Below are 13569 nucleotides of genomic sequence, written 5' to 3'. Positions count from 1 at the left end.
CATGCCAGTCCGATGCATACCCACCTAGCGCTACGGATCATAACTATCCGTGCGGCCGCATCGATCGGCGGACGGAGGCACGAGGGGGGCGCACGGCGCTAGTTTCAGCCGTATGACCTTGTCTTCGCAGCAGTCGGCCACACCCTCGGCCGGGCTCTCCTTCCCCCGTCAGCACGCCCGGACCCAGCGGTTCACCCTGGGGGTCCCGCGTGGCTTCTCGGTCTCCCCGGACGGGGAGCGCGTGGTGTTCGTCAGATCCGGTTCCGGGACGGACCGTTCCCACCGGCTCTGGGTGCTCGACCTGCCGCGGGACGGCGAGCCCGGGGAGCGGGTGGCCGCCGATCCGGCGGCGCTGCTGGCGGGCGCGGAGGAGGAGTTGTCGCCGCAGGAGCGGGCGCGCCGGGAGCGGAGCCGGGAGGGCTCGGCGGGGATCGTGGCGTACGCGGTGGACGGGGCCGTGGAGTTGGCGGCGTTCGCGCTGTCGGGGCGGCTGTTCGCGGCGGAGCTGCGGGCGGGGACGGCGCGGGAGCTGGCGGTGCCGGGGCCGGTGATCGACCCGCGTCCGTCGCCGGACGGGCGGTCCGTGGCGTACGTGGCGGAGGGCGCCCTGCGGGTGGTGGGCGCGGACGGTTCGGGCGACCGTGCGCTGGCCGTCCCGGAGGACGAGCACGTGTCCTACGGATTGGCCGAATTCATCGCCTCGGAGGAGATGAGTCGGGAGCGCGGTCACTGGTGGTCGCCCGACTCGGACCGGCTGCTCGTGGCGCGGGCGGACGACCGGGCGGTGGGGCGCTGGTGGATCGCGGACCCGGCGCATCCGGAGCGGGAGCCGCAGCGGGTGGCGTACCCGGCGGCGGGGACGGCCAACGCGGAGGTGCGGCTGTTCGTCCTCGGTCTCGACGGGTCCCGTACGGAGGTGGTGTGGGACCGGGAGCGGTATCCGTATCTGGCGCGGGTGCACTGGTCGGCGGCCGGGGCGCCGCTGCTGCTCGTGCAGGCGCGGGACCAGCGGGAGCAGCTGTTCCTGGCGGTGGACCCGGAGTCGGGGAAGACGTCCGGGGTGCGGACGGAGACGGACCCGGTGTGGCTGGAGCTGCCGCAGGGCGCGCCGGCGTGGGGGCCGGGCGGCGGGCTCGTCCGGGTCACGGACGAGGGCGGGGCGCGGGTCCTCGCGGTCGGCGAGGAGGCGTGGACGGACGCGGGGCTGCACATCCGGTCGGTGCTCGACGTCGGGGCGGACGACGTGCTGGTGTCGGCGTCGGCGGGTGAGGCCGCGGCGGAGACGGAGACCGGCGAGATCCATGTGTACCGGGTGGCCGGCGGGGGCGCGGAGCGGCTGCCGCGGCTCACGCGGCTGTCGGAGGGCGTTGGTGTGCACGGCGCGGTGCGCTCGGGGGCGGTGACCGTCCTGGTGTCGGCGCGGCCGGAGGCGCCGGGGAGCGTGGCGCGGGTGCTGCGGGACGGCGTGCAGGTCGCGGTGGTGGCCTCGTACGCCCAGCGGCCGGTGATCTCCGCGCGGGTGCGGTTGACGGAGGCGGGGGCGCGGCGGATCCCGTGCGCGGTGCTGCTGCCCTCGGGGTACGAGGAGGGGGACGGGCCGCTGCCGGTCCTGATGGATCCGTACGGCGGTCCGCACGGGCAGCGGGTGCTCGCCGCGCACAATCCGCATCTGACCTCGCAGTGGTTCGCCGACCAGGGCTTCGCGGTGGTCGTGGCGGACGGGCGGGGCATGCCGGGCCGCTCCCCGGCCTGGGAGAAGTCGGTCGCGCGGGACTTCGGGGTGACGCTCGACGACCAGGTGGACGCGCTCCTGGGCCTCGCCGGGAGCTTCCCGCTCGATCTGGACCGGGTGGCGATCCGGGGCTGGTCGTACGGCGGTTATCTGGCGGCGCGGGCGGTGCTCCAGCGGCCCGACGTGTTCCGCGCGGCCGTGGTCGGGGCGCCGGTGACGGACTGGCGGCTGTACGACACGCACTACACGGAGCGGTACCTGGGCACCCCGCAGGACGATCCGGAGGTGTACGCGGCGCAGTCGCTGCTGACCGACGAAGGTCTTTCGGCGCCGGAGGAGCCGGCCCGGCCGATGATGGTCGTGCACGGTCTCGCCGACGACAACGTGGTGGTGGGGCACGCGCTGCGGCTCTCCTCGGCGCTGCTCGCGGCGGGCCGGCCGCACGAGGTGCTGCCGCTGTCCGGGGTGACGCACATGACGCCGCAGGAGCAGGTGGCGGAGAACCTGCTGCTGCTCCAGGTGGAGTTCCTGAAGCGGTCCCTCGGCGTCACGAGCTGAGTCACCAGCCGGGCGGTGTCGGGTGGGGCGGGGCCGGGGGCCGCGCCCCGGCCGCCGGGTGGGGCGCGGGCGCGGCGTCGGGGGCGCCGCGCCCGGCCAGGAGCACGAGCACCGCGAGTCCTGCGAGCAGTTCGAAGACGGAGGTGAGGACGTCCGTCGCGTCCAGGGTGGTGAGGTCGCCGAGCCGGACGAGGGTCTCGTACCGGACGGCGCGGGCGACCCCGCCGAGGCCTCCGGCCGTCAGGATGACGGCGGAGAGGAGCCCGAAGGCCCGGGCGTGGCGGGCCCGGAGGAGGCAGGAGAGGGCGGCCGTGCCGTACAGGGCGGCGGCGATCAGGGACAGCCAGCCGGGCGGGGGCGCGAGGGCGGGTTTGACGATGGAGCGGCCGCCGGTGAACCGGTCGACGGTGGTCTCCAGGGGCAGCTCGCCGGCCCAGTACAGCTCCCAGAGGGTCAGGAAGAGGGCGGCGGCCGCGAGGAGGATCCCGGCGGTGACGGCGGGGCCGGTGCGGGGGCGGGTGGGCCGCTGCTCGTACGGGGCGTCCGCCGGGCAGCGGCCGACGGCGGCGGTGAGGACGAGTCCGGCGGCGAGGGCCAGTTCGAGGAGGGCGGTGACGAGGGCTCCGCTGCCGGCCGCCCAGAGTCCGGGGAGGCGCAGGGCGAGGGTGGCGACGCCGGCGGCGGCGAGGGCGGAGGCCGCGTGCCGGGAGCGGAGGGCGGCGAGGACGGTGGCGGTGTAGGCGGCGAGGAGTACGGGGTCGAGCAGGGAGGTGGTGGACCGCCCCCGTATCAGGAAGTGGTGGTCCCCGGCCCAGTACCAGGCGAGGTCGGCGGGCGAGCCGAGCGAGGCGAGGTCCTGGAGGATCCACACGGCGGCGATGAGGGCGAGCGCGGCGCAGAGCGCGGCGCCGGTGAGACGTGCCGGGCGTGTCACAGTCACGAGCCCGATACTCACGGTCGCGAACGGCGGAAACAAGCGGTTCCGCGTGAACAGGACGCGGCGACCGGCCGGAGGCGACATGGCGTGCCCCCGGCCGGCTCACGGCACCCGCACGGCCGTACGGGATCCAACATCCAATATCCGTATATCGGATCCAATTCCGCGGAGTTGCCCGCGCGTTACGGCTCCCCAGGGCCCACAGGCCCCTCTGGCTCCTCGGGCCCCTCTGGCTCCTCGGGCCCCTCGGGCCCCTCCGGCGGGACCACCTGCTTCTCCTCCGCGAAGTGGCAGGCCGAGTCGTGCTTGGCCGGGGTGTCCGTGAGGCGGAAGACGGCCGGGACGGCGAGGAGCGGGACCTCCAGGGTGCAGCGTTCCTGGGCCTTCCAGCAGCGGGTGCGGAAGCGGCAGCCGGAGGGGATGTTGGCCGGGGAGGGCACGTCTCCGGCCAGGAGGATCCGCTCGCGGTGGGCGCGCGCCTCGGGGTCGGGGACGGGCACGGCGGAGAGCAGCGCCTGGGTGTAGGGGTGGGTGGGGTGGTCGTAGATCTGGGCGTCGGTGCCGATCTCGACGATCCGGCCGAGGTACATGACGCCGACGCGGTCGGAGATGTGCCGGACGATCGAGAGGTCGTGGGCGATGAAGACGTACGACAGGGAGAACTCGGTCTGGAGCCGGTCGAGGAGGTTGATCACCTGCGCCTGGACGGAGACGTCGAGCGCGGAGACCGGTTCGTCGGCGACGATGACCTCGGGCCGGAGGGCGAGGCCGCGGGCGATGCCGATGCGCTGGCGCTGGCCGCCGGAGAACTGGTGCGGATAGCGGTTGATGTACTCGGGGTTGAGGCCGACGACGTCCAGGAGGTCCTGGACCTTGCGGCGCCGGTCGCCCTTGGGTGCGACCTCGGGGTGGATCTCGTACGGCTCGCCGATGATGTCGCCGACGGTCATGCGCGGGTTGAGCGAGGTGTACGGGTCCTGGAAGACCATCTGGATGTTGCGGCGGACGGCCTTGAGGGCCCGCGCGGACAGCTTGGTGATGTCCTCGCCCTTGTACCGGATGGTTCCGGAGGTGGGCCGTTCCAGGTTGACCAGCATCTTGGCGACGGTGGACTTGCCGCAGCCTGATTCGCCGACGATGCCGAGGGTCTCGCCGGCCACGAGGTCGAAGTCGACCCCGTCGACGGCCCTGACGGCGCCGACCTGCTTCTTGAAGAGGATGCCCTGGGTCAGCGGGTAGTGCTTGTGGAGGTCCCGGACTTCGAGAATCGCCTCAGCCATGGAGGCACTCCTTCCAGAAGTGGCAGGCGCTGGCGCGCGGCACCGGGGACTCGGTCACGTCGTACAGCGGGGGCACGTCGGTGCGGCAGCGGTCCCGTGCGAGCGGGCAGCGCGGGTTGAAGGAGCAGCCGGACGGGATGGCGAGGAGGTTGGGCGGGAGGCCCTTGATCGCGTAGAGCTCCTGGCCCTTCTGGTCGAGGCGCGGGATGGAGTCGAGCAGGCCCCGGGTGTAGGGGTGGGCGGGGGCCTTGTAGATCTCGTGGACGGGGGCCTGTTCGACGATCTTCCCGGCGTACATGACGGCGATCTTGTCGGCGACGTCGGCGACGACGCCGAGGTCGTGGGTGATGAGGATGAGGCCCATGTTGAGCTCGCGCTGGAGCTCGGCGAGGAGGTCCATGACCTGGGCCTGGACGGTGACGTCGAGGGCGGTGGTGGGCTCGTCGGCGATGATCAGTTCGGGTTCGAGGGCGAGCGCCATCGCGATCATGATGCGCTGGCGCATGCCGCCGGAGAACTGGTGGGGGTACTGGCCGACGCGTTCCTTGGCGGCGGGGATGCGGACCCGGTCCATCAGCTCGACGGCCTTGGCCCTGGAGTCCTTGCGCGACATCCCCTTGTGGACCTGGAACATCTCGCCGAGCTGGTCGCCGACGCTGATGACGGGGTTGAGGGAGGACAGTGCGTCCTGGAAGATCATCGCCATCTTGGCGCCGCGGATCTTGCGCCGCTCCTCCTCCTTGAGCTTCAGGAGGTCCTGGCCCTGGAAGAGGATCTCGCCGCCGCTGATCTTCCCGGGCGGGATGTCGAGGATGCCCATGACGGCCTGGGCGGTGACGGACTTGCCGGAGCCGGACTCGCCGAGGACGGCGAGGGTCTCCCCCGCGTCGACGGAGTAGTTGACGCCGTTGACCGCCTTGGCCACCCCGTCCCGGGTGTGGAACTCCACGTGCAGGTCGCGCACTTCGAGCAGCATGGGTCCCTACCTCAGCTTCGGGTCGAGGGCGTCGCGCACCGCGTCGCCGAGCATGATGAAGGCGAGCACGGTGATCGCGAGCGCACCGGCCGGCCAGAGCAGCATGTGGGGCGCGTTGCGGATGTACTGCGACGCCGAGGAGATGTCGATGCCCCAGGAGACGGTCGGCGGCTTCAGGCCGACTCCGAGGTACGACAGGGTCGCCTCCAGGGAGATGTACGTGCCGAGGGCGATGGTGGCGACGACGATCACGGGGGCGACGGCGTTCGGCGTGATGTGCCGGAGCATCATCCGGGAGTTGGAGGCGCCGAGCGCGCGGGCGGCCTGGACGTAGTCGTTCTGTTTGGCGGTGATGACGGAGCCGCGCGCGATGCGGGAGACCTGCGGCCAGCCGAGCAGCACCATGAAGCCGATGACGGGCCAGACGGTGGCGCTGGTGACCACGGACAGGAGCACGAGGCCGCCGAGGACGACGGGGATGGCGAAGAAGACGTCGGTGAGGCGGGAGAGGACGCCGTCCCAGGCGCCGCCGTAGAAGCCGGCGAGGCCGCCGAGGATGCTGCCGAGGACGGCGACGCCGAGGGTGGCCAGGACGCCGACGGTCACGGACGTCCGTGCCCCGTAGACGGTGCGGGTGTAGACGTCGCAGCCCTGGCCGTTGAAGCCGAAGGGGTGGCCGGGCTGGGAGCCTTCCTGCGCCTTGGACAGGTCGCAGTCGAGCGGGTCTCCTGAGGCGATCAGCTGGGGCCAGATGGAGATGATCACCAGGAAGATGATGACGAGCGCGGAGATGATGAAGATCGGGTTGCGGCGCAGGTCGTGCCAGGCGTCGGACCAGAGGGAACGCGGCTTCTTGTCGGGGCCGGCGTCGGGGGCGGTGTCGGGGCCGTTCTCAAGGTTCTTCTCCAGCGTCTCGGCCTCCTGCGTGCCGAGGTCGGCGGCGCCTCCGGCTCCGGTCGAGGCGATGGCGCGCCCTTCCTCTCCGTACGACTCCAGGGGCTCGAAGGGCTCAAGGGGCTCAGGCATAGCGGATCCTCGGGTCAAGGACGGCGTACAGGAGGTCGACCAGGAGGTTGGCGAACAGGAACACCAGGACGAGGATGGTCACGAAGCCGACGACGGTCTGGGTGTTCTGGCGGACGATGCCCTGGTAGAGCTGGTAGCCGACGCCGTGGATGTTGAAGATCCGTTCGGTGACGATGGCGCCGCCCATGAGGGCGCCGATGTCGGCGCCGATGAAGGTCACCACGGGGATGAGGCTGTTGCGCAGCAGGTGACGGGTGACGACCCGGCGGCGGGGCAGGCCCTTGGCGACGGCGGTGCGGACGTAGTCGGCGCGCTTGTTCTCGGCGATGGAGGTTCGGGTGAGCCGGGTGACGTACGCGAGCGAGACGGACGCGAGGACGAGGCCGGGGACGATCAGTTCGTTGAAGGGCGCCTCGGGCGAGACGGCCGGTGAGATCCAGCCCCATTCGACGCCGAGGAGCAGCTGGAGCAGCAGACCGGTGACGAAGGTCGGGATGGAGAGGACGACCAGGGTCAGCAGCAGCACGGAGGTGTCGACGGGGTGGCCGCGCTTGAGGCCGGTGACGACGCCCAGGGTGATGCCGATGACGATCTCGAAGAGGATCGCGACGATGGTGAGCCGGATGGTGACCGGGAAGGCGGTGGCCATCAGCTCGGTGACGGGCTGGCCGTTGAAGGCGGTGCCGAAGTCCCCGGTGAAGACGTTGCCCATGTAGGTCAGGTATTGCTGCCAGACCGGCTTGTCGAGGCCGTACTCCTTCTGCAGCTGGGCGGTGGTCGCCGGGTCGCAGGCCCGGTCGCCGCAGAGGCCGGCGATGGGGTCGCCCATCACGTTCACCATCAGGAAGATCAACAGCGTGGCGCCGAAGAAGACCGGGATCATCTGCAGCAGCCGCCGGATCACGTATCGACCCACGGAGGCCTCCAGGAAGGGTGGGTTGCGGGACGGCGTACGGCCCGGCGCGGGGATCCGCGGCCCGGGCCGTACACCGCCGTACTGCTACGACGTCACTTGACCTTGATCTGGTCGTAGACCGGGACGCTGAAGGGGTTCAGGGTCACGTTCTCGACCCGGTCCGAGTAGCCGGCGCTGCCGTTCTGGTACCAGAGCGGGATGGCGCCCATGTCGTCGCGGAGGACTCCCTCGGCCTGCTGGAAGAGGCCGACGGCCTTGGCGGTGTCGGCCTCGGCGTTGGCCTGGTTCACCAGCTTGTCGAACTCCGGGTTGGAGTACTTGCCGTCGTTGGAGGAGGCGTTGGTGTAGTACAGCGGCTGGAGGAAGTTCTGGATGAGCGGGTAGTCCATCTGCCAGCCGGCGCGGAACGGGCCGGTCATCTTCGACTGCGTGACCTGGTTGCGGTAGTCGGCGAAGGTGCCGATCGGGTTGCCGACGCAGGCCTTGTTGTTGCCGAGCGCGTTGTTGATGGAGTTGCAGACGGCGTCCACCCACTCCTTGTGGGAGCCGGTGTCGGCGTTGTACGAGATCTTCATCGTGCCGCCGGGGATGCCGCCGCCCTCGGCGACGAGCTTCTTGGCCTGGGCTGCGTCGTACGTGCAGAAGTCGCCGCAGACGTCCTTGAAGCCGCCCTCCTCGCCGAGCACCGGGGAGGTCCAGTCGACGGCGGGGGTGCGGGTCTTCTGGAAGATCGTCTCGGTGATCTGGGGGCGGTTGATCGCCATGGAGAGGCCCTGCCGGAGCTTCTCCTGGCCCGGCTTGTTCCACGCGGGGTCGTAGAACGGGAAGGAGAGGGTCTGGATGATGCCGGCGGGGACGTTGATGTACCGGCCGCCGAGGTCGGCCTGGACGTTCTTGAGCTGGGAGGCGGGCACGTCGTCGACGAGGTCGAGGTTGCCGGCCGTCAGGTCCGTGTAGGCGGTGTTGTTGTCGGTGTAGACCTTGAGGTCGATGCCGCCGTTCTGGGCCTTGTCGGGGCCGGGGTAGGAGTCCCAGCGCTTGAGCGACATCTGGGAGCCCTTGGTGTACGAGTCGACCGTGTAGGGGCCGTTGCCGACGGGCTTGGAGAGCCAGCCGGCGTGGTCGCTGTAGAAGGCCTGGGGAAGCGGCGAGAAGGCCGCGTAGCCGAGGGTGATGGGCCAGGTGGAGAACTTCTGGGTGAGCTTGACCGTGAAGGTCTGGGGGCCGGTCACCTTGAGGCCGGACATGGTCTCGGCGGTGGCCTCGCCCTTCTCGGGGTGGACCTGGTCGTAGCCCTCGATCTGGCCGAAGAAGTACGCGTTCTTCTGATTGTTCTTCAGGCTGGCGCCGTAGTTCCAGGCGTCGACGAAGGACTTCGCGGTGACCTTCTCGCCGTTGGAGAAGGTCCAGCCGTCCTTGACGGTGATGGCGAAGTTCTGCGAGTCCGTGGTGTCGATCTTCTCGGCGAGCATGTCCTTGGCCGCGCCGGTCTTCGGGTCGTACTGCTTGAGCCCGCGGAAGATCATGGAGAGGACCTTGCCGCCCTGGACCTCGTTGGTGTTGGCGGGCTCCAGTGGGTTCTGCGGGTCGCCCCACGAGGAACTCACGACGCCGTCGGCCCCTCCCCCGCCACCGCCGCTGTCGCCGCCGCCACAGGCCGTGGCCGCGAGGGCGACGGCGGTGGCCAGTGCGGCCCACTTGGCGTGCGTGGCTCCGCGCATGGAGTGCCTCCCGTAACGTTTTCCGAGACTTAGGCCCCCATATCACCGCAACCCGGACAGGGCCGCATCTTGGCGACAGCCGTCCGGGTTGCCCCTCCCGCGGGAGGGGACGGGTCCGGACCGGACCCCGAACGCCGAAGGCCCCCGGCACCCTTGCGGGGGCCGGGGGCCTCGTCGGGCTCCTGGTCGGGTCAGCCGGCCGGAACGACCTGCTTCTCCTCGGCGAAGTGGCACGCCGAGAAGTGGGCCGCCGGGGTGTCCTCGCCCTTGAAGCGCTGCGGGACCGCGAGGACCGGCGCCTCCTGCGCGCACTTGTCCTGCGCCTTCCAGCAGCGGGTGCGGAAGCTGCAGCCCGACGGCGGGTTGGCCGGCGAGGGGACGTCACCGGTGAGGATGATCCGCTCGCGGTGCGCGCGGGCCTCCGGGTCCGGCACCGGCACCGCGGAGAGCAGCGCCTGGGTGTACGGGTGCGTCGGGTGCTCGTAGATCTGCTCGTCCGTACCGATCTCGGCCATCTTGCCGAGGTACATGACGCCGACGCGGTCGGAGATGTGCCGGACGATCGACAGGTCGTGCGCGATGAAGACGTACGACAGGTTGAACTCGTCCTGGAGCTTCGCCATCAGGTTGATGACCTGCGCCTGGACGGAGACGTCCAGGGCCGAGACCGGCTCGTCGCAGATGATGATCTCCGGGTTGAGCGCGAGGCCGCGGGCGATGCCGATGCGCTGGCGCTGACCGCCGGAGAACTGGTGCGGGTACCGGTTGATGTACTCCGGGTTCAGACCGACGACGTCGAGCAGCTCCTGCACCCTGCGGCGCCGGTCGCCCTTCGGGGCCACCTCGGGGTGGATGTCGAAGGGCTCGCCGATGATGTCGCCGACCGTCATGCGCGGGTTCAGCGAGGTGTACGGGTCCTGGAACACCATCTGGATGTTGCGGCGGACGGCCTTCAGCGCGCGCCCGGACAGCTTGGTGATGTCCTGGCCCTTGTAGAAGACCTCGCCGGCGGTGGCGCTCTCCAGGAGCATCAGCACCTTGGCGACGGTGGACTTGCCGCAGCCGGACTCGCCGACGATGCCCAGGGTCTCGCCCTGGTGCAGGTCGAAGGAGACGCCGTCGACGGCCTTGACCGCGCCGACCTGCCGCTTGAAGAGGATGCCCTGCGTCAGCGGGAAGTGCTTGACCAGGTTGCGGACCTGGAGGATCGGCTCCCCCCGGTCCACCTTGCGGTCGATGGCGGCCTCGATCGCGGCCGCGTCCCCGCCGCCGTCCACGGCGGCCTCGTCCTTCTTGATGGGCTCAGCCATGGATCTGCTCCTTCCAGAAATGGCAGGCGCTGACACGGCCGACCAGCTCGGTGCCGTCCTGTTCGCTCACCGGCACGAGGGGCGGCAGCTCGGTACGGCAGATGTCCTGCGCCTTGGGGCAGCGCGGGCTGAAGGCACAGCCGGCCGGCGGCTTCAGCAGGTTGGGCGGCAGACCCTTGATCGCGTAGAGCTCCTGGCCCTTCTGGTCCAGGCGCGGGATCGAGTCCAGCAGACCGCGGGTGTACGGGTGGGCCGGGCGCCCGTACAGCTCGTGCACCGGCGCCTGCTCGACGATGCGGCCCGCGTACATGACCGCGATCTTGTCCGCGACGTCGGCGACGACACCGAGGTCGTGCGTGATCAGGATCAGGCCCATCTGGTACTCGGCCTGGAGCTCCGCGAGGAGGTCCATGACCTGCGCCTGGACGGTCACGTCGAGGGCGGTGGTGGGCTCGTCCGCGATGATCAGGTCCGGCTCCAGGGCCAGCGCCATCGCGATCATGATGCGCTGACGCATACCGCCGGAGAACTGGTGCGGGTAGTCGCCGACCCTGCTCGCGGCGGCCGGGATCTTCACCCGGTCCATCAGCTCGATGGCCTTGGCCTTCGCGTCCTTCTTGGACATGCCCTGGTGGACGCGGAACATCTCGCCGAGCTGGTTGCCGACGGAGAAGACCGGGTTCAGCGCGGAGAGCGCGTCCTGGAAGATCATCGCCATCTTGGGGCCGCGCAGCTTGCGCCGCTCGGCCTCCGGGAGCTGGAGGATGTCCTGCCCCTGGAAGAGGATCTCGCCCTTGGCGACCCGCCCGGGAGGCGAGTCGAGGATGCCCATGATCGCCTGGGCGGTCACGGACTTGCCGGAGCCGGACTCGCCGAGGACGGCGAGGGTCTCGCCGGCCTTGACGCTGTAGTTGACGCCGTTGACGGCCTTGACGATGCCTTCACGGGTCTTGAACTCGACGTGCAGGTCCCGTACTTCGAGCACCGGCGTCTCGTCGTCCGCGCCGCGCTGTGCGGGCACGTCGGCGGTGACGTGGGAAGTAGTCATGGTGTGGTGCCGCCCTCTCAGCGCAGCTTCGGGTCAAGGGCGTCACGCAGCCCGTCACCGACGAAAACGAAACCAAGGACCGTCAGGACGATCGCGATGGACGGGTAGACCCACAGGTAGTCCTTGACCCCGAGGAAGTCACGGCCCGCGGAGAGCATGTTGCCCCACTCCGCGACCTCCGGGCTGACGCCGACGCCCAGGAAGGACAGGGCGGCCTCGGCCACGATCGCACCGCCGACGCTGAAGGCGGCGTAGGCCATGACGGCGGCGATCGAGTTGGGGATGATGTGCCGGATGATGATCCGGGCGGTGCCGGCGCCGAGGGCTCGGGCAGCCAGCACGTAGTCCGCCTCACGGACCGACAGGATCGAGCTGCGCAGCAGTCGGGAGACCGTCGGCCAGGAGAAGACCGCCAGCGAGATGACGACCGGGGCGACGCCGCGGCCCATCACGATGATGATGACGATGGCGCCGATCAGCAGCGGGAAGGCGAAGAACACGTCGGCGATGCGCATCAGCACCGAGTCGACGGCCTTGCCGAAGTAGCCGGCCAGGGCGCCGATGACGATGCCGATGAGGCACGCCAGGAAGATCGAGGCGAGGCCGATGATGACGGCGATCCGGGCGCCGTAGATGATGCGGGACAGCTGGTCGCGCCCGAGCGCGTCGGTGCCCAGCAGGTGCTCCCCGCCCGGGGCGGCCAGCGTGTTCGCGAGGTCCTGGTGCAGCGGGTCGTACGGTGCGAGCAGGGGTGCGAGCGCGGCAGCGAGGAAGAGCGTGCAGACGATGACCAGGCCGACGATCGCCAGCTTGTTGGCCATGAAGCGGTGGCGGATCTCGCCCCACTGCGTGATCCGCTTGATCGCGGGCTCGGCATCCGCCGGCGCGGCCGCCGTTCGAGCGGTCCCCGCCCCCGCGTCGCTCTTGGTGAGCTCGGTCATGGGTGTGACTCCTAGAAGGGGCTGCCTGGGATCAGGCGAGACGGATACGCGGGTCGAGAACCGCGTACAACAGGTCGACGATCAGGTTGAGCAGAACGAACACGGCGACACCGAAGGTCACTACGCCGATGATGATCGGGTTGTTCTGCTGCTGGACCGCCTGGACAAGGGCGAGGCCGATGCCGTCCCAGTTGAAGATCGCCTCGGTGATCAGGGCGCCACCCAGGAGCGTGCCGAACGAGATACCCAGGTACGTGACCACAGGGATGATCGAGTTGCGCATGACGTGCTTGAAGAGCACGGTCCGGCGGGGCAGACCCTTGGCGACCGCCGTCTTGACGTAGTCGGCGCGCAGCACTTCGAGCATGGTGCCGCGCATGAGCCTGGCGACCAGGGCCGCGTCGAGGATGGCCAGCGTGAAGGCGGGCAGGATCATGGCGTTGAACGAGCCGTCGGAGATCAGCGGGAACCAGCCCAGGTCCACGACGAAGAACTTCTGCAGCACCATGCCGATCACGAACGACGGGAAGCCGACCGCGAACGTGGTGAGCAGCGTGATCAACACGTCCCAGAACGAGTACCTGAACAGCGCGGCGATCAGGCCGGCCAGCACACCGATCACGACGTCGATGATGATGGCGGCGATGGCGAGCTTGGTGGTGTTCACCAGCTTCGGCTGCAGGATCTCGGTCACCGGACGGCGCTGGGTGAAGTCCTCACCGAGGTCGCCCTGCGCCAGGTTCTTGACGAAGTTCCCGTACTGAACGGGGAGGGGGTCGTTCAGGCCGTAGCGCTCTCTGAGCTCTGCCACCACGGCCGGGTCGCGGGCCTTGTCGCCGCCGAGGGAACCCACAGGGTCGCCGGGCAGGATGAACAGGGTGGCGAAGAGAACGATGGTCGCACCGAAGAGGACGACGATCATCTGCCCGAGTCGGCGGATCACATATCTGCCCACGATGCCTCCTTCACATACTGAGCGTGGGGGTGGGCGGCCGCGTCATCCGATCGGGAGAGCGGCCGCATCCGGGCGCCGAGGAAATGGAAGACAGGGGCGCGCCCGGGACCCGGCGAAGGCCGTGGGGGAGAAGAAGTGACTCCGCCCCCACGGCCTTCGCCTACCTGCC

The 13569-nt window shown here is 70.1% G+C and carries 11 protein-coding genes; 1 reads left to right on the top strand and 10 read right to left on the bottom strand.

The annotated features are described in order from the left end of the window. Positions 1-112 precede the first annotated feature (112 nt). On the top strand, positions 113-2290 hold the full coding sequence (locus ACZ7HT_RS17765; RefSeq protein ID WP_471166307.1) for a S9 family peptidase: 2178 nt from the start codon (positions 113-115) through the stop codon (positions 2288-2290). Between the two features lies 1 nt (position 2291). On the opposite strand, the gene ACZ7HT_RS17760 is transcribed toward ACZ7HT_RS17765, so the two are convergent. The 10 genes from ACZ7HT_RS17760 to ACZ7HT_RS17715 all read right to left on the bottom strand — a co-directional run bounded on the left by ACZ7HT_RS17760 (position 2292) and on the right by ACZ7HT_RS17715 (position 13400). Continuing rightward, complete coding sequence (locus ACZ7HT_RS17760) at positions 2292-3230, bottom strand: hypothetical protein (RefSeq protein ID WP_471166305.1); 939 nt, start codon at positions 3228-3230, stop codon at positions 2292-2294. A gap of 179 nt (positions 3231-3409) precedes the next feature. Next, entirely contained in the window at positions 3410-4507 is a 1098-nt protein-coding gene (locus tag ACZ7HT_RS17755) for an ABC transporter ATP-binding protein (RefSeq protein ID WP_471166303.1), read from the bottom strand. Then, the gene (locus tag ACZ7HT_RS17750; protein WP_471166301.1) at positions 4500-5483 is read right to left on the bottom strand and encodes an ABC transporter ATP-binding protein; all 984 of its coding nucleotides are present in this window, start codon (positions 5481-5483) and stop codon (positions 4500-4502) included. The genes ACZ7HT_RS17755 and ACZ7HT_RS17750 overlap by 8 nt, the downstream gene beginning before the upstream one ends. A 6-nt stretch (positions 5484-5489) precedes the next feature. Continuing rightward, entirely contained in the window at positions 5490-6509 is a 1020-nt protein-coding gene (locus ACZ7HT_RS17745) for an ABC transporter permease (RefSeq protein WP_471166298.1), read from the bottom strand. Then, on the bottom strand, positions 6502-7425 hold the full coding sequence (locus tag ACZ7HT_RS17740; protein ID WP_471166295.1) for an ABC transporter permease: 924 nt from the start codon (positions 7423-7425) through the stop codon (positions 6502-6504). The genes ACZ7HT_RS17745 and ACZ7HT_RS17740 overlap by 8 nt, the downstream gene beginning before the upstream one ends. 92 nt (positions 7426-7517) lie before the next feature. After that, positions 7518-9146: a peptide ABC transporter substrate-binding protein gene (locus ACZ7HT_RS17735; RefSeq protein ID WP_471166292.1), complete on the bottom strand. Its 1629-nt coding sequence runs from the start codon at positions 9144-9146 to the stop codon at positions 7518-7520. A 191-nt stretch (positions 9147-9337) separates the two neighbouring features. Further along, a complete protein-coding gene (locus tag ACZ7HT_RS17730) occupies positions 9338-10456 on the bottom strand; it encodes an ABC transporter ATP-binding protein (protein WP_471166290.1) in 1119 nt (372 codons plus the stop codon). Next, positions 10449-11504, bottom strand: a complete 1056-nt coding sequence (locus ACZ7HT_RS17725) for an ABC transporter ATP-binding protein (RefSeq protein ID WP_471166287.1) — start codon at positions 11502-11504, stop codon at positions 10449-10451. Before ACZ7HT_RS17725 ends, ACZ7HT_RS17730 begins: the two co-directional genes overlap by 8 nt. 17 nt (positions 11505-11521) lie before the next feature. Next, a complete protein-coding gene (locus tag ACZ7HT_RS17720; RefSeq protein WP_471166285.1) occupies positions 11522-12445 on the bottom strand; it encodes an ABC transporter permease in 924 nt (307 codons plus the stop codon). Between the two features lie 31 nt (positions 12446-12476). Next, positions 12477-13400, bottom strand: coding sequence for an ABC transporter permease (locus ACZ7HT_RS17715; protein ID WP_471166282.1), 924 nt, complete (start codon positions 13398-13400; stop codon positions 12477-12479). Between the last annotated feature and the right edge of the window lie 169 nt (positions 13401-13569).

The organism is Streptomyces sp. NPDC037410, assembly GCF_055602235.1.
This window is presented reverse-complemented; position numbering and strand designations above follow the sequence as displayed.

Excerpts from the sequence above, each read along its gene's own strand:
- ACZ7HT_RS17765 (WP_471166307.1), top strand. The coding sequence starts at position 113 with ATGACCTTGTCTTCGCAGCAGTCGGCCACACCCTCGGCCGGGCTCTCC.
- ACZ7HT_RS17745 (WP_471166298.1), bottom strand. The coding sequence starts at position 6,509 with ATGCCTGAGCCCCTTGAGCCCTTCGAGCCCCTGGAGTCGTACGGAGAG.
- ACZ7HT_RS17755 (WP_471166303.1), bottom strand. The coding sequence starts at position 4,507 with ATGGCTGAGGCGATTCTCGAAGTCCGGGACCTCCACAAGCACTACCCG.
- ACZ7HT_RS17720 (WP_471166285.1), bottom strand. The coding sequence starts at position 12,445 with ATGACCGAGCTCACCAAGAGCGACGCGGGGGCGGGGACCGCTCGAACG.
- ACZ7HT_RS17730 (WP_471166290.1), bottom strand. The coding sequence starts at position 10,456 with ATGGCTGAGCCCATCAAGAAGGACGAGGCCGCCGTGGACGGCGGCGGG.
- ACZ7HT_RS17750 (WP_471166301.1), bottom strand. The coding sequence starts at position 5,483 with ATGCTGCTCGAAGTGCGCGACCTGCACGTGGAGTTCCACACCCGGGAC.
- ACZ7HT_RS17735 (WP_471166292.1), bottom strand. The coding sequence starts at position 9,146 with ATGCGCGGAGCCACGCACGCCAAGTGGGCCGCACTGGCCACCGCCGTC.
- ACZ7HT_RS17725 (WP_471166287.1), bottom strand. The coding sequence starts at position 11,504 with ATGACTACTTCCCACGTCACCGCCGACGTGCCCGCACAGCGCGGCGCG.